Annotated in this window: 16 protein-coding genes; 8 read left to right on the top strand and 8 right to left on the bottom strand. The window is 71.3% G+C overall.

Annotated features, from left to right (window positions below; genetic code table 11):
- The first annotated feature begins 13 nt into the window (after positions 1 to 13).
- Entirely contained in the window at positions 14 to 283 is a 270-nt protein-coding gene (locus tag DEJ06_RS07115) for a protealysin inhibitor emfourin (RefSeq protein WP_071405582.1), read from the top strand.
- Positions 284 to 433: 150 nt separating this feature from the next.
- Here the strand turns inward: DEJ06_RS07115 and DEJ06_RS07110 are convergent, their stop codons facing one another.
- From DEJ06_RS07110 to DEJ06_RS07100, 3 genes are all read right to left on the bottom strand, one after another.
- On the bottom strand, positions 434 to 2,677 hold the full coding sequence (locus DEJ06_RS07110; protein ID WP_241660464.1) for an ATP-binding domain-containing protein: 2,244 nt from the start codon (positions 2,675 to 2,677) through the stop codon (positions 434 to 436).
- 78 nt (positions 2,678 to 2,755) lie between these two features.
- Positions 2,756 to 3,592 carry an aldo/keto reductase gene (locus DEJ06_RS07105; RefSeq protein ID WP_027464743.1) on the bottom strand — a complete coding sequence of 279 codons (837 nt, stop codon included), beginning with the start codon at positions 3,590 to 3,592 and terminating at the stop codon, positions 2,756 to 2,758.
- Positions 3,592 to 3,963 (bottom strand): FKBP-type peptidyl-prolyl cis-trans isomerase, encoded by a 372-nt coding sequence (locus DEJ06_RS07100; RefSeq protein WP_173035534.1) that lies wholly within the window; start codon positions 3,961 to 3,963, stop codon positions 3,592 to 3,594. Before DEJ06_RS07100 ends, DEJ06_RS07105 begins: the two co-directional genes overlap by 1 nt.
- A gap of 69 nt (positions 3,964 to 4,032) precedes the next feature.
- Here DEJ06_RS07100 and DEJ06_RS07095 point away from each other — a divergent pair, with 69 nt between their 5' ends.
- Together DEJ06_RS07095 and DEJ06_RS07090 are read left to right on the top strand one after the other, a co-directional pair.
- On the top strand, positions 4,033 to 5,352 hold the full coding sequence (locus DEJ06_RS07095) for an MFS transporter (RefSeq protein ID WP_111023190.1): 1,320 nt from the start codon (positions 4,033 to 4,035) through the stop codon (positions 5,350 to 5,352).
- Between the two features lie 190 nt (positions 5,353 to 5,542).
- Positions 5,543 to 6,628 (top strand): YihY/virulence factor BrkB family protein, encoded by a 1,086-nt coding sequence (locus DEJ06_RS07090; protein WP_111038862.1) that lies wholly within the window; start codon positions 5,543 to 5,545, stop codon positions 6,626 to 6,628.
- 23 nt (positions 6,629 to 6,651) lie between these two features.
- Here the strand turns inward: DEJ06_RS07090 and DEJ06_RS07085 are convergent, their stop codons facing one another.
- From DEJ06_RS07085 to DEJ06_RS07075, 3 genes are all read right to left on the bottom strand, one after another.
- A complete protein-coding gene (locus DEJ06_RS07085) occupies positions 6,652 to 8,112 on the bottom strand; it encodes an aspartate ammonia-lyase (protein ID WP_241660463.1) in 1,461 nt (486 codons plus the stop codon).
- Positions 8,113 to 8,979: 867 nt separating this feature from the next.
- Positions 8,980 to 9,276 carry a hypothetical protein gene (locus tag DEJ06_RS07080; RefSeq protein WP_027464739.1) on the bottom strand — a complete coding sequence of 99 codons (297 nt, stop codon included), beginning with the start codon at positions 9,274 to 9,276 and terminating at the stop codon, positions 8,980 to 8,982.
- Complete coding sequence (locus tag DEJ06_RS07075; protein ID WP_035807670.1) at positions 9,276 to 10,532, bottom strand: inorganic phosphate transporter; 1,257 nt, start codon at positions 10,530 to 10,532, stop codon at positions 9,276 to 9,278. Before DEJ06_RS07075 ends, DEJ06_RS07080 begins: the two co-directional genes overlap by 1 nt.
- A 115-nt stretch (positions 10,533 to 10,647) precedes the next feature.
- On the opposite strand from DEJ06_RS07075, the gene DEJ06_RS07070 reads away from it, so the two are divergent.
- From DEJ06_RS07070 to DEJ06_RS07060, 3 genes are read left to right on the top strand one after another with little or no spacing between them, the layout of a single operon-like run.
- Positions 10,648 to 12,336, top strand: a complete 1,689-nt coding sequence (locus DEJ06_RS07070; protein WP_111038861.1) for a sodium:proton antiporter — start codon at positions 10,648 to 10,650, stop codon at positions 12,334 to 12,336.
- A 52-nt stretch (positions 12,337 to 12,388) separates the two neighbouring features.
- A complete protein-coding gene (locus tag DEJ06_RS07065) occupies positions 12,389 to 13,867 on the top strand; it encodes an ABC transporter permease (RefSeq protein WP_111038860.1) in 1,479 nt (492 codons plus the stop codon).
- A gap of 16 nt (positions 13,868 to 13,883) precedes the next feature.
- Entirely contained in the window at positions 13,884 to 14,171 is a 288-nt protein-coding gene (locus tag DEJ06_RS07060; RefSeq protein ID WP_110864711.1) for a hypothetical protein, read from the top strand.
- Positions 14,172 to 14,195: 24 nt separating this feature from the next.
- Here the strand turns inward: DEJ06_RS07060 and DEJ06_RS07055 are convergent, their stop codons facing one another.
- Positions 14,196 to 14,720 carry an 8-oxo-dGTP diphosphatase gene (locus DEJ06_RS07055; protein ID WP_181436792.1) on the bottom strand — a complete coding sequence of 175 codons (525 nt, stop codon included), beginning with the start codon at positions 14,718 to 14,720 and terminating at the stop codon, positions 14,196 to 14,198.
- A gap of 64 nt (positions 14,721 to 14,784) precedes the next feature.
- On the opposite strand from DEJ06_RS07055, the gene DEJ06_RS07050 reads away from it, so the two are divergent.
- Positions 14,785 to 15,135: a tryptophan synthase subunit alpha gene (locus DEJ06_RS07050; protein WP_111038858.1), complete on the top strand. Its 351-nt coding sequence runs from the start codon at positions 14,785 to 14,787 to the stop codon at positions 15,133 to 15,135.
- A 19-nt stretch (positions 15,136 to 15,154) separates the two neighbouring features.
- Entirely contained in the window at positions 15,155 to 16,045 is an 891-nt protein-coding gene (locus DEJ06_RS07045; protein ID WP_027464735.1) for an aminodeoxychorismate lyase, read from the top strand.
- An 88-nt stretch (positions 16,046 to 16,133) separates the two neighbouring features.
- Here DEJ06_RS07045 and DEJ06_RS07040 read toward each other — a convergent pair whose 3' ends face one another.
- Complete coding sequence (locus DEJ06_RS07040) at positions 16,134 to 17,333, bottom strand: amidohydrolase (protein WP_111038857.1); 1,200 nt, start codon at positions 17,331 to 17,333, stop codon at positions 16,134 to 16,136.
- Between the last annotated feature and the right edge of the window lie 139 nt (positions 17,334 to 17,472).

The following is a 17,472-nucleotide window of genomic DNA, read 5'->3' as shown; positions in this document are numbered from 1 at the left end:
TACCGTCGGGGCCATGCGCATCGAGGTCCGCCGCTCCGGGGGCTTCGCCGGCACCACACGGCGCTGGCGGGTCGACACCGACACGAGCAGCGACCCCACGGCGTGGTCCGACGTCGTGGACGCGCTGCGGCGTACCCCGGCACCGACGGCTGCGCCCGTCCCCGACGACTTCAGCTGGACGATCACCGTCGAGCGCACCACCGTGACGATCCCGGGACGCCGCCTCGACGGTCCGTGGGCCGATCTGGTCGCGCGGGTGCGGTCCGAGGGCGACCCGACCTGATCCGGGAGGCCCGTGGCGGGCCCGCACCGGGCCTCCCGTCCGCCCCGCGGGGACGCCACCGCCCACCGATCGTGCGCCGGAACGGTCGCGTGGGACCGACGGACCCGACCGTTCCTGCGCACGAAGGGCGCGGGGACACACGCACGACCGTCAGTCGACGTCGATGACCGTCAGGCGACGTGTCGGACGCGTCATCGCGACGTACACCGCGGCGGCGGCTCGGGCGGCGTCGGCACCCACGCCGTCCGGGTCGACGAGCAGCACGCCGTCGAACTCCAGACCCTTGGCGTCCGCACCCGTCAGCACCGTGAGCGAGCCGGCGTTCGGCGAGGCGAGGCCCCGGACGTCCGCCTCGGTGCGGGCGAGCCGCTGCCGGACCGTGTCGACCTGGGCCTCGGGGACGATGACGCCGATGGTGCCGGATCCGATCCGGGCACGCTCGGCGTCGGCAACGGCCACGACGGTGTCGAGCAGGTCGGCCCGGGCGACGCGGACGCGCTCGACGGGGTCACCGTCTCGAACGGCCTCGTTGCGGGTGACCGTGAGGCCGGCGCTGTCCGCGAAGGCCCCGGCGGCCTCGACGATGGAGCGCGGGGTGCGGTAGTTCACCGTGAGCTGCTCGATGCGGTGGTCGAGCGGCACCTGCGGCGCACGGCCGCGCCGGCGACGCGCGAGCGCCCCGATGACGTCGTCCCAGGTGCGTGCGGCACCGGGCGAGGAACCCTGCGCCATGTCGCCGACGATCGTGAAGGAGCGCAGCGGGTTGCGGCGGGCGAGCACGCGCCACTGCATCGGCGAGAGCTCCTGCGCCTCGTCGACGACGATGTGCCCGTAGGTCCACTCGCGGTCGTCGGCGGCGCGCTCGGCGGTGGAGCGGGGGTCGCCGCCCTCGGCGAACGAGCCGGCGACCTGCTCGGCGCTGACGATGCCCTCGACGCCCATGTTCTCGATGGCCTGGCGGGCGTTCTCGATGTCACGGTTCCGGCTGGCCTTCGCCGCGCGCTTGGCGGCGCCGCCGGTCGGGTCGAACGGGCCGAGCAGTTCGGCGGCCTCGTCGAGCAGGGGGACGTCCTCGACGGTCCAGGCCGTACCGCGGGCGCGCTGCAGCAGGGCGCGGCGCTCCGGGGTCCAGTCGGGGGTGAGCGAGGCGAGCCAGTTCGGCCGGGCGTAGAGGTCCTCGAGGAACTTCTCGGGCGGCAGCGGCAACCACGCGGTGTTGAGCAGCACACGGGCGTCGTACGAACTCCGGATGTCCTCGCGCAGGACCTTCTCGTCGGCCTCGTCCACCGTGGTACCACGCTCCCGCAGCTGCTCGGCGAGCAGGCGGGTCATCGCGTCGAGGGCGGTCTTGTTGAACGTGACGCGGGCGGCGTTGTGCGGCTTGCCGCGGTCCTGCGCACGCTTCATGGCGTCGGCGACGAGCTGCGGCGGCACGACGAGCCGCTCGCCCTCGATGTCGAGCGTGACCGACTCGGTCGGCACGACCTGGCGCGAGCGCACGGCCCGGCGCAGCAGGGACGCCATCTGCGCGGCGCCCTTCACGGCGGCGACGTCGCGGGTGTCGTGCGTCGTCGCGTGCACGCCCGGGTAGAGCGAGCCGAGCGACGCCATCACGACACCGGTCTCGCCGAGCGACGGGAGCACCTGCTCGATGTAGGTCAGGAACGCCGGGGACGGGCCGACCATGAGCACGCCGGAGCCCCGCAGCCGCTCGCGGTAGGAGTAGAGCAGGTACGCCGCGCGGTGCAGCGCCACGGCGGTCTTGCCGGTACCGGGGCCGCCCTGCACGATGAGCACGCCCTCGAGCGGGGAGCGGATGATGCGGTCCTGCTCGCCCTGGATCGTCGCGACGATGTCGGTCATCCGGCCGGTACGCTCGGCGGTCACCGCGGCGAGCAGCGCCCCTTCGCCCTGCAGGTGGGTGCGCTCGTCGTCGTAGAGCGAGGCGTCGAACACCTCGTCCTCGACGCCGACCACGCGACGGCCCTGCAGCGACAGGTGCCGGCGGGAGCGCATGCCCATTGGGTGCGCTGCGGTGGCCTGGTAGAAGGCGCTCGCACCGGGGACGCGCCAGTCGAGCAGCAGCGGCCGGTGCTCGGCGTCGCGCAGCCCCACACGGCCGATGTACCGGAAGGTGTCGTCTGGGTTGTCGGGCTCGGCGACCTCGAGCCGGCCGAAGACCAGACGGTCCCCCACCCGCTCGAGCGTCGCGACGGTGTCCTCGTAGAGCCGCGCGTACGCGTCGCGCTCGCTGCGGCTCTGGTGGTTCCCGCCGACCGCCTGTCGGCGGGTCTCGGCGAGGCGCTGTTCGGCCTCGGCGGTCAGCTCGTCGAGACGACGGAAGAGGCCGTCGACGTAGCCGCGTTCACGGTCGATCTCGGTCGGTTCGGACACACGCAACCCTTCGGGAAGAGGGGGAACCAGTGTACTGCCCACCGGGAGCCCCGCTGTCCCCGAAGGGTCGCGTCGGAGTCACATCTCTTCGTGCGTGTCCGGGTCGCCGTCCCACAGACGACCGCGCTCGAGCGCGGAGATCGCCTGCACCTCGTCGTCGGTCAGCTCGAAGCCGAAGACGTCGAGGTTCTCCTTCTGGCGGGCGGCGTCGCCCGACTTCGGCACCGGCACGGCACCGAGCTGGACGTGCCAGCGCAGCACGACCTGGCCGGGGGCCACCCCGTGCGCCGCGGCGGCATCGACGATCGGCTGCTCGGTGAGCAGTTCCGACCGCTTCGCGAGCGGGCTCCAGCTCTCGGTCACGATGCCGAGCTCCTGGTGCACCTTCCGCAGTTCCGCCTGGGGGAAGTACGGGTGCAGCTCCACCTGGTTGACGGCCGGGGCGACCCCGGTGGCGTCGACGATCCGGCGCAGGTGCTCGGGCGTGAAGTTCGAGACGCCGATCGAGCGGACCTTGCCGCTGTCGCGGAGGTCGACGAACGCCTTCCAGGTGTCGACGAACTTGTCCACCGACGGGTTCGGCCAGTGGATCAGGTACAGGTCGACGTGGTCGAGCCCCAGGTTGCCGAGGGTCTCGTCGATCGAGCGGTGCGCCTCGTCGTAGCCGTGGTGCCGCCCGGGCAGCTTCGACGTGACGACGAGGTCCTCGCGCGCCACCTCGGACTCACGGACGGCCTTGCCGACGGCGTCCTCGTTGCCGTAGTTCAGCGCCGTGTCGAGCAGCCGGTAGCCGCTCGCGATCGCGGTGCCGACCGCCGCAGCGCCCTCGTCGCCGTTCAGGCCGTAGGTGCCGAGGCCGAGCTCCGGGAACCGGTGGCCGTCGTTCAGCTCGATCGTCGGGGCACCGACCTGCATCAGCGGACCCCGAGCAGGTCGATCACGAAGATGAGGGTCTTGCCGGACAGGAAGTGGCCACCACCGGCGGGGCCGTAGGCGAGCTCCGGCGGGACGACGAGCTTGCGGCGTCCGCCGACCTTCATGCCGGGGATGCCCTCCTGCCAGCCGCGCACCAGGGCCGCGAGCGGGAAGTCGATGGGCTCGCCGCGGTTCCAGGAGCTGTCGAACTCCTCGCCGGTCTCGTACTCGACGCCGGCGTAGTGGACCTTGACGGTGGATCCGGCGGACGCTTCCTCGCCGGAACCCTCGACGATGTCGGTGATGACGAGCTCGGTGGGGGCGGGGCCCTCGGGGGCGTCGAACTCGGGCTTGCTGTTCAGGTCAGTCATGCCGATCAGTCAACCAGAGCGCGCACCGGGCACGCGCAACGAGCGTCCAGCCCGCAGAATGGTTCCACCGTGACACCATCGACTCCCGCACCGCCGCGCCGCCGCCTGCTCGCCGACCTCACCCCGCTCCGCCGCTCCCCCGCCTTCGCCCGGCTCTGGGCCGGCACCGCGATCGCCGGGATCGGCACCCAGATGACCACCGTCGCCGTCGGGCTCGAGGTCTACGAGATCACCCGCTCGACCTTCGCCGTGGCCCTCGTCGGTGTCATCGCGCTCGTGCCGATGATCGTCGCCGGCCTGTACGGCGGGATGCTCGCGGACGCCTTCGACCGACGCCTCGTCGCGCTCGTGTCGTCGATCATCGCGTGGGTCGCCGTCGCCCTGATCGCCACGCACGCCTGGCTCGACCTGCACAGCGTCGCACTGCTCTACGTGCTCGCGACGGTGAACGCCGTGGCGGCGACCGTCAGCAACGCCTCCCGCTCGGCCATCGTCCCCAGGCTCGTCGGCACCGACCTGCTGCCCGCGGCGAGCGCCCTGGGCGGGATCGCGTCCGGGCTCCAGGTCACCGTGGGTCCGGCGATCGCCGGTGTGCTCATCGCGACCGTCGGGTTCGCGCCGACGTACACGATCGACGTCGTGCTGTTCACGTTCGCGTTCCTCGGGGTGTTCACGCTGCCGCGGATGGCCGCCGACCACGACGCACTGCGGCCGGGGCTCGGCTCGCTCATCGAGGGCGCGAAGTTCCTGCGGCGGTCGCGCAACATCACGATGACCTTCGTGCTCGACATCATCGCGATGACCTTCGGGCAGCCGCGTGTGCTGTTCCCCGCGATCGGCGCGCTCGTCATCGGCGGCGGGTCGATCACCGTCGGCACCCTGACCGCCGCGTACGCGATCGGTGCGCTGCTGTCGAGCGTGTTCTCCGGGCCGCTCGGGCACGTCCGACGCCAGGGTGAGGCCGTCGGCTGGGCCATCACGGCGTACGGCGGGGCGATCGCGGCGTTCGGTGTGGTCATCGCGCTGGCACACGTGCTCGGCGGCCGCTCGGGCGAGGCGTTCGGGGTCGAGATCCTGCCGGCGCTCGGGCTCGCGGCGCTGTTCCTGGCGATGGCCGGCGGTGCGGACAACGTCAGCTCGGTGTTCCGGAACACGATCCTGCAGGCGGCATCGCCGGACGGCATGCGCGGTCGGCTGCAGGGCATCTTCATCGTCGTCGTCACGGGCGGCCCACGGCTCGGCGACCTGTACGCCGGCCTGGTCGTCGCGGCCGGCATCGCGTACCCGCCGGTCATCGGCGGCGTGCTGATCATCGGCCTTGTCGCGCTGCTCCTCCGGATGGTCCCCTCGTTCCGCCGCTACGACGCCCTGCACCCGCACGCCAACTGACCGCGGGCCGCGGTCGAGTGCGGGTCCGCAAGACACCGGTGTTCGCACGTCGAACACCCGCGTTCCGCGGTGCGGAGCGTGAACACCGGTGTCTTGCCGGCGCACCAGCGCGACCAACAGGCGGACGGGAGGTGCGGGGCGGGCCCGCCACGCGCCTCCAGGCCGTCACGTGTCGGGTACCGTACGACACATGCCGGACAGCGCATCGCGCGACCTCCAGCGGACGGGAGTCCGCGCCGTCGTCCGGCGCACCTACCACTCGGTGATCCGGCACCGCGTCGTCGACGCGGCCGCGTCGCTGACGTTCTTCGCGCTCCTGACGGTGTTCCCGACCGCGTTGGCGGTCGTGTCAGCGCTGTCCATCGTCGACCGCAAGGGCGACAGCCTGACCGACATCGTCGAGGTCCTCGGGTTCATCGTCCGGCCGGAGACCGCCCAGCACCTCGAGGGGCCGCTCCGGCAGCTGCTGACCCTGGACAACCCGTGGCTCGGGTTCACGATCGGCGTCGTGCTGACGCTCTGGTCGCTGTCCGGCTACGCGACGGCGTTCGGGCGGGCGATGAACACCGCCTACGAGGTCGAGGAGGGCCGGCGGATCTGGAAGTTCCGCAGCATGATGCTCCTCGTCACGCTGCTCGTCATGGTCGGCGGCGCCGTCGCCATCGTCATCCTGCTCGGGACGCCGACGATCTCCGAGGCCGTCATCCGACAGCTCGGGTGGGCGCCCTGGATCGACGACGTGTGGAACGTGGTGAAGTGGCCGGTGCTCGCGGCCGACCTCGTCGTGATGGTGGCGGTGCTCTACTACGCGACGCCGAACGTGAAGACCCCGCAGCTGCGGTGGGTGTCGGCCGGTGCCGCGTTCGCGATCGTGACCTGGGCCATCGCCACGGTGGGGTTCGCGCTCTACGTGGAGACCCTCGGTGGCGGGAACCGCGCCTACGGGTGGCTCGGTGGCGCGATCCTGCTGCTCGTGTACCTGTACATCTCGAACTTCGTGCTCGTGGTCGGCGGGGAGCTCGACTCCGAGGTGATCCGGATGCGGCAGCTGCTCGCCGGCATCGAGGCGGACGAGTCGATCCGGCTGCCACTGCGGGACGTCACGCGGAACTTCACGCTCGCGCGGTGGCGGGACCAGGACATCGCGGCCGCGCAGCACGTGCGGGCCGAGGCCGCGCGGGTGGCGGAGGAAGAGGACGCCGAGCTGACCCCGGGCGAGGAACACCTGCGGGCGATGGCGCAGCAGGTGCGGGTGGGCGAGCGGCCGCTGCCCTGACGGGTGTGCGCGGACGCCCCGCGTCAGCGCTTGCGCGCCTCGGCGTCCAGCATCTCCTCGGTGACGATCGGGATCGCGCCCGTCGCCAGCTCGATCCCCGACAGCCGCGCCGGGCTGAGCACCCGCATGACCTGGTCCTCGTCCATCAGCCCAGCGGCCACGACGAGCGTCGAGATCGGCGTCGAGGTGGTCAGCGCCGTGTGCGCGATCGACGCCGCGGCCGCGTACCCGATGTACGGCGTGAGTGCTGTGACGACGCCGACGTTGGTGTCGACCTGGGCCGCGAGCTTCGCCTCGTTCGCCTCGATGCCGACGACGCAGTGCTCGCGCAGGGTCGCGCAGCCGCGGGACATCCACTGCAGCGACTGCAGGATCGAGTGGGCGATGATCGGCTCGAAGGCGTTGAGCTGCAGCTGCCCGCTCTCCGCCGCCATCGTCACGGTGGTGTCGGCCCCGGCGACCGCGTAGGCGATCTGGTTCACGACCTCGGGGATCACCGGGTTGACCTTGCCCGGCATGATCGACGAACCGGCCTGGCGAGCCGGCAACGTGATCTCGCCGAGACCCGCCTGCGGGCCGGACGACAGCAGCCGCAGGTCGTTGCAGATCTTCGAGAGCTTCGCGGCGCTGCGCTTCACCGTGCCGGACAGGGTCATGAACGCACCGGCGTCACTCGTCGCCTCGATGAGGTCGGGGGCGGTGACGACGTCGATGCCGCTCGCCTCCTGCAGCTGCCGACGGACCTCGTCGCGGTAGAGCGGGTCCGCGGTGATCCCGGTGCCGATCGCCGTCGCGCCGAGGTTCATCTCGGCGAGCAGCGGCATCACCTTGCGGAGCAGGTCGGCGTCCTCCTGGATCGTGTGCGAGAACCCGGTGAACTCCTGCCCGAGGGTCATCGGCACGGCGTCCTGCAGCTGCGTCCGGCCCACCTTCAGCACGTCGGCGAAGGCGCGGCCCCGCTCGGCGAACGCCGCGGAGAGCTCCTCGAGCTGCACGATCAGACGTCGGACCCCGAAGATCATCGCGATCTTGATGCTCGTCGGGTACGTGTCGTTCGTGGACTGGCTGCGGTTCACGTGGTCGATCGGGTGCAGGTACGCGTAGTCGCCCCGCTCACGCCCGAGGAGTTCGAGAGCCCGGTTCGCGAGCACCTCGTTCGTGTTCATGTTCGTGCTCGTCCCCGCGCCGCCCTGCACGACGTCGACGACGAACTGCTCGCGGAGTGCTCCGTCGCGGACTTCCTGCGCCGCACGGTCGATCGCGTCGGCGCGCTCTTCGTCGAGGACACCGATCGCCCGGTTCGCCCGCGCCGCCGCCTGCTTCACCGTGACGAGCGCCTCGATGAGGTCCGGGTACACGGCGATCGGCACGGAGGTGATCGGGAAGTTCTCGAGTGCCCGCAACGTGTTGATGCCCCAGTACGCGTCGTTCGGGACCTCCCGTGATCCCAGCGAGTCGCTCTCGGTCCGCGTCGTCGTCGTCACAGGTGCCTCCTCGTTGCCGGTCACACGTCGAGGCTAGTCCCGTCCGTCCGGCCGGTCCGGGAACGCGCCGGGGCTGGGCGGAGCGGGCGGCGTGCCGCCCACGGGCCTCCCGTCGCTTCGTGAGCAGAAGATGTCGGCTCACGCTGCGGGACTCGACATCTTCTGCTCACCAAGCGCGCCGCCCGCGCGAGCGGGCGAAATGGCGTGGTCGCCTTCGCGACGCACGGCGGCATTTCGCCCGCTCGCCCGCGACGGCCTGGAGGCCCGGTGCCAGGCCGCCACGGGCCTCCCGTCCGTCCGCCCGCGCGCTCCGTGAGCAGAAGAGGTCGGGTCCCACACGGCGACTCGACATCTTCTGCTCACCAAGCGCGCCGCCCGCGTGAGCGGGCGAAATGGCGTGGTCGCCTTCGCAACGCACGGCGGCATTTCGCCCACTCGACCGGGGACGGCCTGGAGGCCCGGTGCCAGGCCGCCACGGGCCTCCCGTCCGTCCGTCCGCCCGCGAACTTCGTGAGCAGAAGTGGTCGGATCACGGACGGGGACCCGACATCTTCTACTCACCAAGCGCGCCGCCCGCGCGAGCGGGCGAAATGGCGTGGTCGCCTTCGCAACGCACGGCGGCATTTCGCCCGCTCGCCCGCGACGGCCTGGAGGCCCGGTGCCAGGCCGCCACGGGCCTCCCGTCCGACCCGCGGTCACGCCCCGGACGCGAGCGGGCGAAATGGCGGGGTAGGCGCGAGCGCGGACGCGAGCATTTCGCCCGCTCGCGCCGCGGGCGCCCGCCCGCGCGGGCGCGACGAGTGAGCAGAAGACGCCGGGTCGCGAGGGGCGACCCGGCGTCTTCTGCTCACACGGTGAGCGTGCCCGTCAGTGGAACTGCGGGACGATGAGGTAGATGCCGTAGAGCACGACGGCGCCGCACACGACGAAGCACGCGATGGCCGCGGCGCGGAGTGCGCGTGCTGCCGCCGAGGCTCCGGCGGGGTTCGGGAAGCCGGCGGTGGCCGGGCCGATCGTGCCGTCGTCCTTCACGGTGAACTTGCCTTCGCGGGTGTCGGCGGCGCTCCAGAGACGGAGGCCGACCGAGTACACGGCGACGACGAAGCACGACGAGACCACGGCGACGAGCGCCACGGTGAGGAATGCGAACCAGTCGATGCCCATCAGCGACGGCCTCCCTTGCGGGCCGCCATGCGACGGAGCGTGCGCTCGCGGCTCAGTTCTGCGCGACGCTGGGCGACCGCGTCGGCACGCTTCTTCCGCTGCATGTCACGCAGCTCCTTGCGGGTCAGCACCGCGTTCGCGGCGACGTCGACCTCGATCGCGGAGGCCTGCTCGTGCGGCTTGCGGAGCGACCACAGGTACAGGCCGAGGATCACGACGGCACCGATCACGGCGTCGAGCACGAGCCCGATGACGCCGAGGCGGGCGATGCCCGAGGCGACCGCACCGACCGCGGCGGCCGCGGGCAGGGTGATGAACCAGGCGATGACGATCTTGCCGGCGGTCGACCACTGGATCTTCGAGCCGCGGCGGCCGAGCCCAGCGCCGATGATCGAGCCCGAGGACACCTGCGTGGTCGACAGCGCGAAGCCGAGGTGGCTGGAGGCGAGGATCGTCGCAGCGGTCGAGGCCTCGGCGGCGAAGCCCTGCGTCGCACGGATCTCGGTGATGCCCGAGCCGAGGGTGCGGATGATGCGCCAGCCGCCCGTGTAGGTACCGAGGGCGATCGCGAGGGCACAGGCGACGACGACCCAGAACTGCACGCCCTGGTTCGACGACTGCGCGCCCGAGGCGATGAGGGTCAGCGTGATGACACCCATCGTCTTCTGCGCGTCGTTCGTGCCGTGCGCCAGGGACACCATCGAGCTGGTGAAGACCTGCCCGATGCGGAACCCGCCGCGCTCGTTCGGGAACACCGGACGCTTCGTGATCCGGTACGCGATGCGCGTCGACAGGAACGACACGAGCGCGGCGATCACGGGCGAGGCGAACGCCGGGATGATCACCACGGTCAGCAGCGCGACGTAGTTGACCGACTGGAATCCGGCGCCGACGATCGCGGCACCGATGAGCCCGCCGAACAGCGCGTGCGACGACGATGACGGCAGCCCGCGGAGCCACGTGATCATGTTCCAGACGACTGCCCCGATCAGGCCCGCGAAGATCATCTCGGGGCTGATGGCGACGCCACCGGGCCCCTCGTTGATCAACCCGTGTGAGATCGACGTCGCCACGGCGGTGCTGAGGAACGCACCGACCAGGTTGAGCACCGCAGCGACGGTGACCGCCACCTTGGGCTTCATGGCGCCGGTCGCGATCGGGGTCGCCATCGCGTTGGCGGTGTCGTGAAAACCGTTTGTGAAGTCGAAGAAGAGGGCCAACGCGATGACCAGGACGACTATGAGTGTGATGTCCACCGCGGGCAAGTGTCCCAGGCGTCGGCCCTTCGAGCAAACCTGATCGGCAACCTGTTGTTCACCGCAGCTTCACACTCGTTCAGCTTCGGAACCATGCCGATGGGAGAATGCGTCCATGGACACCGCTGAGCTCCTCATCCTGCTGATCGGATCGCTCGCGGTGACGGGGTTCGCCCGGGCCAAGGGACTCCCCGCTCCACTGCTCGTCACGGCGGTCGCCCTGGCCGCCTCGTTCCTGCCCGGGCTGCCGCCCATGGAGATCGACTCCGAGGTCATCCTCACGGTGATCCTGCCGCCGCTGCTCTACTCGGCGGCCCTCGACGTGTCGTGGCAGAGCTTCCGCGGTTCGATCAAGCAGATCCGACGGCTCGGCATCTTCCTGGTGATCGTCACCGCGCTGGTCGTCGGCGGGGTGGCGTACCTGCTCATCCCGGACATGACGCTGCCCGCGGCGATCCTGCTCGGCGCGATCGTCGCCCCGCCGGACGCGGTGTCCGCGGCCGCGATCGGCCGGAAGCTCGGACTCCCCCGCCGTGTCATGACCGTGCTGTCGGGCGAGAGCCTGATCAACGACGCGGCCTCGCTGACCCTGGTGCGGGTGTTCACGCTCATCATCGCGGGCACGTCGCTGACGATCTGGCAGGACCTCGGCATCTTCGGCCTGGCGATCGGCGTCGGTCTGGTCGTCGGCATCGTGCTCGGCGTCGTCGTGCACTGGATCCGGATGCGCATCAACGACCCCGTGGTCGAGACGATCATGAGCATCCTGCTGCCCTTCGTCGCCTACATCCTCGCCGAGGACCTGTCCGGCTCCGGGGTCATCGCGGTCGTCACGGCGGGCCTGTACATCGGCTACAACTCGCCGAAGGAGGGCTACGCCACCCGCCTGCAGGAGCGCCCGCTCTGGACGAGCATCGATGTCATCCTCGAGGGCTTCGTGTTCGCGCTCATCGGCCTGCAGCTCAACACCGTCGTGCAGGACCTGGTCGAGAGCGAGCGGAGCCTCGGGCAGACGCTCACCGCTGCGGCCGTCGTGCTCGCGGTGGTGATCCTGGTGCGGCCGCTGTTCGTGTTCGAGTCCTACGCGCGCAACCGCATCAACGGGAAGTGGCTCCGGCCACTGCGGATCAAGCTGTCCCGCGGGCACCCCTCGCTGCGGTGGATGCGGGGTTCCGCGGAGCCGAAGCTCAACTGGCGGGAGCTCACCGTCATCTCGTGGACGGGCATGCGCGGTGTGGTGACCCTGGCGGCCGCGGTGTCGGTCGTGGCCAGCCCGACACAGATCCCGGCACAGGACACGATCTTCATCATCGCCTTCTTCGTGACCGTCGGCACCCTGCTGCTGCAGGGACTCACCCTGCCGTTCGTCATCCGCGCGCTCAAGGTGCAGGACCCGGCCGAGGGCGAAGAGGACGTGCGCAGTGAGATGCGACTCAACCAGCGCACCACCGAGGCCGCGATCGAGCTGCTCGAGAAGCGGCGTCCGGCGTGGGCGAAGCAGTACGGCTCGGAAGCCGTCGACTCGGTGGTGAACCGGCTGAAGGCGCGACTCGAGCGTCAGGCCGAGACGTTCCGTCAGGACGCCGAGGAAGAAGAGGACGAGGGGCGGAACGTCGCACTGCGCCTGCGTGGCTCGCAGATCCAGGACATCCGCCGCGAGCTCCTCGACCGGCGCCGCGAGATCGTGCTCGAGGAGCGGGAGAAGGGGAACCTCGACGAGGAGGTCATGCGCCGCATGCTCGTGACCCTCGACGCCGAGGAGCTCGCGATGGACTCGGCGCAGGCGTCGCGCAGTCGCTCCTGAGCACCCCGGGCGTATCCTGGCGCTCCGATCGAGAGCAGGAGCAGAGCGCCGAGTGAGCACGCCGCGGAACGACGTCCCCAGGAACGACGACGGACCGGAGCGCCCCGGTGGTTCCCGTCCCACGCCGCCGAAGCCGCGCGGGACCCGGCCCTCCGCACGCGGGACCAAGCCGCGTCGTGGTGGCAAGGTCGCCGGGCACACGCGTTCGGGACCCCGGCGACAGGCTCCGGTACCCGCGCCCCAGCAGCACGGCGCCTACCGCCGGTGGTACTCGACCCTGCACCCGTCGCTGCAGCTGATCGGCCTGCAGCTCTGGATGCCGCTGTTCTTCATCGTCGGGTTCTGCCTGTGCTACGTCTTCGCGTTCCACGCCCCGCACCCGCACGACGTCCCGATCGCCCTGATCGGCAGCGATCCGGCGTTCGTGCAGGCGGTGCAGCAGGCGTTGCCCGGCGAGTTCGTGTTCCACACGTACGACTCGCTCGCGCAGGCGAAGCGCGACGTGGTCGGCGGCTCGATGGCGGTCGCGTACGACCCCGCTGCGAACGAGTTCTTCAAGGCGAGCGCGCACCAGTTCCAGGTCGCGAGCCTCGTCCCGGCCACCCTCACCGCGGTGCTGACCGGCCTGGGCGTCGCGACCCCGAAGGTCACCGAGCTCGCACCGCTGCCGGCGTGGGACGAGTACGGCACCGTCGCGATGTACGTCATGCTCGCGTGGTGCATCGGCGGCTACATGGTCGCGATGTTCATCGGCATCATGGGCGGCCCGCTCCGGCACCGCACCCGGATGACGGTCATCGTGGTCGGCGGCCTCGTCATCTCGCTCATCACGAACACGCTCGCCGGGCCCGTGCTCGGCGCCATCCACGGGCACTGGATCCAGCTCGTGCTCATCGCCTGGGGCTGGATCGTGGCGATCGGCCTGGCGGTCAACGGCCTGAGCTACTTCGTCGGCCGGTTCATCGCCGCACCCGCGATGATCTGCTTCGTCTTCCTGTCCATGCCGTCGTCCGGCGGCGCCTACCCGAAGTGGTTCATGCCCGAGCCCTTCGCCTGGCTGAACAACGTCGTCGTCGGCTCGAGCATGGTCGACATGATCAAGCACCAGGTCTACGGCGTCGGCCCCGGCCCGGCCCGCGGCCTGATCACGATGGCCTGCTACGCCACGGCCGGCCTGGTGCTGATGTACTTCGGCAAGAAGTGGTGGGAGCGCCGACGGATCCGCGCGATCGTCACCGGCCGGACCACGATGTTCCAGGACGCCAACACCGCCAACCGCGAGTTCCTCGGCGGGCAGCGCGACGCCGAGCTCGAGCGCCACGGCCTGACCTCCACCGAGACCGGCACCCTGAGCGTGCTGCGGGACGACGACTGGGAGGACGACCGCACCGGCGGTGACGTCTTCACCGGCGGTCGCGACGGCCTCGAGCCGGACGCGACGCCGACCGGGCGCATCGCCGTGCAGCGCCCCGCGAACCGGAAGGAACCGCGACCAGCGGCGGCTCCGCACGGCAAGCACGCCGACCGCTGACGCGTATCCTGATCGGATGAACCCCCGCATCACCTGGCACCGCGTCCTCATCACCGTCGTCGTCGTGTTCCTCGTGATGACGGTCGGCTTCTACGCCGCGAGCGTCCTGCTCGCGCCCGCCGACGGCCGCGGCACCGCCGGGCTGTTCGTCGGGTGGGCGATGTTCTCGATGATCGGCGCGATCGTCGTCGGCATCATCGACTTCTTCGTGCGGCCCCTGGGTGGCCGGAGCGGCGACGCCGACGTCATGGCCGCCGCCGAGGAAGCGCGCACCGGCAGCACCCGCACCCAGCAGCCGCGCTAGCAGCAAGCAGCAAGCAGCAAGCAGCTACTCGCCCACGCCCACGCCGACGCCCGTCCCGGTGAACCCGGCGACCGTCGCGTCGTCCTCGGCGAACGTGAACCGCGCACGGACGCTGCCCCCGGCGAGCACCCCCGGCAGCCAGTAGCGGGCGTCGTCCCACATCGCGTCGTAGGGCACGGTGTCGACCGGGATCCACCGCGGCTCCAGTTCGTCGGAGCCCGACGGGTCTCCCTGCCAGCGGCGGCAGACGAAGACGTCCGAGACCTGGGACCAGGACGGTCGGTACGGGAACCGGTAGTCCAACGTGCCACGGGCCTCCAGGTCGACAGTGTCGAGCCGCAGGCCGACCTCTTCACGCACCTCGCGCACGGCGGTCTCGACCGCCGACTCACCGGGCTCGCGCTTGCCGCCTGGGCCGACCAGACGGCCCGTGCCGAGACCGCGGCGCTTCTCCCCCAGCAGCACCTCGGGGCCTGCCTCGCCGTCGCGCAGCAGGTACACGACCACCACCCGGGGATGCTGGGACTTGCTCTCGTCGCGAAGGGTCACGCGTCCAGTGTGACCGATGGAGTGTCGTACGCTTTTCCCATGGCAGGCGTGCTGCGGGGGCACCATGGCTGAGCCCCGCAGGACCGGGCGCAGCCTCGAAGTGCTGCGCGCCGAGGCCGCCGAGGAGATCTCGATGCTCGTCGAGCACCGGAGCCGTCAGGGTGAGGACCCGTGGGAGTTCATGCCGACGCTCCCCACCGTCGACGAGCAGGTCGTGCTGATCCTGCGCGCGGACGCCGTCGACCTGGACGAGGCGATCGGCAAGCGGCACGCACAGTGGTCGAGCCACCCGGCGTCCGGGCAGGGCACCAAGCTGGGCGAGGAGTACCACCGGCTGCGCCGGATCGCGCTGCAGCACCCCGAGCTGACGCCCGCCGTGTGGAAGCTGCTGGGCGCGCTGCCCGAAGCCGGCTGAGCTGCGGTTGGATGGACGCATGACCGAAACCGTGCTCGCCGTCCTCAACCAGCCCTCCCGCGACGCCGCGCCGCACGACCCCGCGGCCGACGCCTTCACCTGGGCGAAGCCGCTCGAGGAGCACGTGCAGGTGCAGGACCTCGGCGTCACGCGTGGCGACGGCGTGTTCGAGACGATCACGGTGATCGACGGTCGGCCCCAGGCCCTCGAGGCGCACCTCGCCCGCTTCGGCCGCTCCGCCGCGATGCTCGACCTGCCCGCGCCCGACCCGGAGGCCTGGCGCCAGGCCATCGAGGCCGTCTGCGCCCGCCTCGACCCGGTGCGCGAGGCCTTCGCCAAGACCGTCCTGACCCGCGGGGTCGAGGGCACCGACCGTCCGACCGGGTGGGTCTACGCCGCGCCGTCGGGTGACTCCACGGCCGCCCGCACCGAGGGCATCTCCGTCGTCGTCCTGGACCGCGGGTACCGGCACGACGTCGAGCGCACCTCGCCGTGGTTGCTGCAGGGCGCGAAGACGCTGTCGTACGGCGTCAACATGGCCGCCCTGCGCGAGGCCGTCCGCCGCGGCGCCGACGACGCCCTGTTCGTCTCGAGCGACGGCTACGTGCTCGAGGGCACGCGCGCCAACCTGATCATGAAGGTCGGCGACCGGCTCGTCACGCCCCGCACCGACATCGGGATCCTGGCCGGCACGACGCAGGCCGACGTGTTCCGCTTCGCCGAGCAGGAGGGCATCGAAACCGCCTACGAGCTCGTCACCCTCGCCGACCTAGCGGCGGCGGACGCGCTCTGGCTCGTGTCGAGCGTGCGGCAGGCTGCGCCGATCCGCTCGGTGAACGGCGACGCGCGTCCGATCGACGCCGAGCTCACGACGCGGATCAACGACTTCCTGCTGGCGCGCGAGGTCTGAGCACGCGGCGCCCCCGGCGCAACGGCCTGGAGGCCCGGATCGCGACCCGCAGGCACGTCGCGATCCGGGCCTCCCGGCTGTGCACCCGCTACCAGCGCGGGGTGGTGACGCCGGCCCCGTCGGCCCACGCGAAGACGGGCTTGCCGTCGATCCAGACGCGCGTCGCGCGGCTGGTCGCGTCGAGCGGGTCGCCGTCCCACAGCACGAGGTCGGCGTCGTAGCCCTCGGCCAGCCGACCGACGCGGTCCCCGAACCCGAGGAACTCGGCCGGGTTGACGGTGAGGGCCTCGAGTGCGGTCTGGGCGGGCAGGCCCTCCTTCACGGCAGCGGTCGCCTGGTCGACGAGCATGTTGATCGGCACGACCGGCGCGTCCGTCGTGATCGCGACCCGGACCCCGGCCGCCGCGATCGTGGCGAGGTTCGGGATGCCGCGGTCGCGGAGCTCGACCTTCGAGCGGCTGGTGAAGAGCGGGCCGTAGATGACCGGGATGTCCTTGGCGGCCAGCACGTCGGCGATCTTGTGCGCCTCGGTGCCGTGGTTCACGACGAGGCGGTAGCCGAACTCCTCGGACAGGCGGATCGCGGTGGCGATGTCGTCGTGGCGGTGGGTGTGCTGGTCCCAGACGAGCTCGCCGTCGAGCACCCGGACGAGCGTCTCCTTCGTCAGGTCGCGGGCGAACGGCTCGTCCTTCGCGGCTGCGGCGTCGCGGGCGGCCTTGTAGTTCTGCGCCTCGACGAAGGCGTCGCGGATGATCTTCGCGACACCGAGCCGGGTCGAGGGTGTCTGGCCCTTGCCGCCGTAGACGCGCTTCGGGTTCTCGCCGAGGGCGCTCTTCACGCTCACCGAGTCGGAGATGAGCTGCTCGTCGATCGTCCGGCCGCCCCAGGTCTTGATGGCGACGCTCTGCCCGCCGATCGGGTTGCCGGAGCCGGGCTTGACGACGATGCTCGTGATCCCACCGGCCAGGGCGTCCCGGAAGCCCTCGTCGTCGATGTCGATCGCGTCGATCGCGCGGACGCCGGCCATGTTCGGGGCGGTCATCTCGTTCGTGTCGTTGCCGGCCTCGCCGTTGGCCTCCTCGTGGATGCCGACATGGCCGTGCGCCTCGACGAACCCGGGCACCAGCCACGAACCGGTGGCGTCGATGACCGTCATCCCCTCGGGCGGGGAGACGTCCGGACCGATCGCGGTGATCCGGCCCTCCTCGACGACGACCGCGCCGCCGTCGAAGGCTGGAGCGGAGACGGGGACGACGTGGGCACCGGTGATCGCGAAGGAGTTGCTCATGGCACCAACGGTACGCGGGGGCGTGGTGCGCGGGCGGGCGCCGTCGCACGGGCGCGCGCGGCGGGGCCGGGGGGTCGGGCGGCGGCGCCGCGCCCCGCCGCGCCGTGTACGTGCCACCACCTGTCACTTATACACCTGT

This window comes from Curtobacterium sp. MCLR17_051, assembly GCF_003234395.1.
Classification (GTDB): Bacteria; Actinomycetota; Actinomycetes; order Actinomycetales; family Microbacteriaceae; genus Curtobacterium; species Curtobacterium flaccumfaciens.
This window is presented reverse-complemented; position numbering and strand designations above follow the sequence as displayed.